The sequence below is a fragment of the Streptomyces phaeofaciens genome, assembly GCF_014648915.1.
GTDB lineage: Bacteria > Actinomycetota > Actinomycetes > Streptomycetales > Streptomycetaceae > Streptomyces > Streptomyces phaeofaciens.
Genome location: NZ_BMSA01000096.1, coordinates 1 through 1,132, shown reverse-complemented (window position 1 = coordinate 1,132; position 1,132 = coordinate 1). Strand labels below are relative to the sequence as shown.

Genomic DNA, 1,132 nt, shown 5'->3' with positions numbered 1-1,132 from the left:
TTCGTGGACCATGTGCAGATCACCATGGCCGAGGACATCGGCATCGGCGGCCGCGCCGGCTACTACGACGGCATCGGCGCCGCCCGTGACGTCATCCAGAACCACCTGCTCCAGCTGATGGCGCTCACCGCCATGGAGGAGCCCGCCTCCTTCGACGCGGACGCGCTGGCCGCCGAGAAGACCAAGGTGCTCGGCGCGGTCCGGCTGCCGAAGGACCTGGGCCTGGCCACCGTGCGCGGTCAGTACGCGGCCGGGTGGCAGGGCGGCGAGAAGGCCGTCGGCTACCTCCAGGAAGACGGCATCAACCCCAAGTCGAAGACCGACACCTACGCGGCCATCAAGGTGGAGGTCGACAACCGCCGCTGGGCGGGTGTCCCCTTCTACCTGCGCACCGGCAAGCGGCTGGGCCGCCGGGTCACCGAGATCGCGGTGGTCTTCCAGCGGGCCCCGCACTCCCCCTTCGACTCCACCGCCACCGAGGAACTCGGCCAGAACGCCATCGTCATCCGCGTCCAGCCGGACGAGGGCATCACGGTGCGCTTCGGCTCCAAGGTGCCGGGCACCTCGATGGAGATCCGGGACGTGTCGATGGACTTCGCCTACGGCGAGTCCTTCACGGAGTCCAGCCCCGAGGCGTACGAGCGCCTCATCCTCGACGTCCTCCTGGGCGACTCGAACCTCTTCCCCCGCACGGAAGAGGTGGAGCTGTCCTGGAAGATCCTGGACCCGATCGAGCAGTACTGGGACAAGCACGGCAAGCCCGCGCAGTACCCCTCGGGTACCTGGGGACCCGTCGAGGCCGACGAGATGCTCGAGCGAGACGGACGGAGCTGGCGCCGGCCATGAAGATAGACCTCACGGACACCACGGCCAGCAAGATCAACAAGGCACTGGTGCAGGGCCGCCGGGCCATCGGCACACCCGCCGTCGGCATGGTGCTCACCCTCGTCGTCGTGACGGACGAGGAGAACGCCTACGACGCCCTGAAGGCCGCCAACGACGCGTCGCACGAGCACCCCTCGCGCACGCTCGTGGTCATCAAGCGCGTCTCGCGCTCGGCCCGCGACCGCACCCAGTCCCGCCTCGACGCCGAGGTACGGGTGGGCGCGGACGCGGGCACCGGCGAGACGGT

Annotated in this window: 2 protein-coding genes; both read left to right on the top strand. The window is 69.4% G+C overall.

Translation table 11 applies throughout. The features are described 5' to 3' along the window. A partial coding sequence (locus IE275_RS45705; protein ID WP_189718609.1) for a glucose-6-phosphate dehydrogenase occupies positions 1-846 on the top strand: 846 nt, incomplete at its 5' end. Continuing rightward, positions 843-1,132: glucose-6-phosphate dehydrogenase assembly protein OpcA (locus IE275_RS45700; protein WP_189718608.1), on the top strand; the 290-nt coding region annotated here is incomplete at its 3' end. The genes IE275_RS45705 and IE275_RS45700, both read left to right, overlap by 4 nt.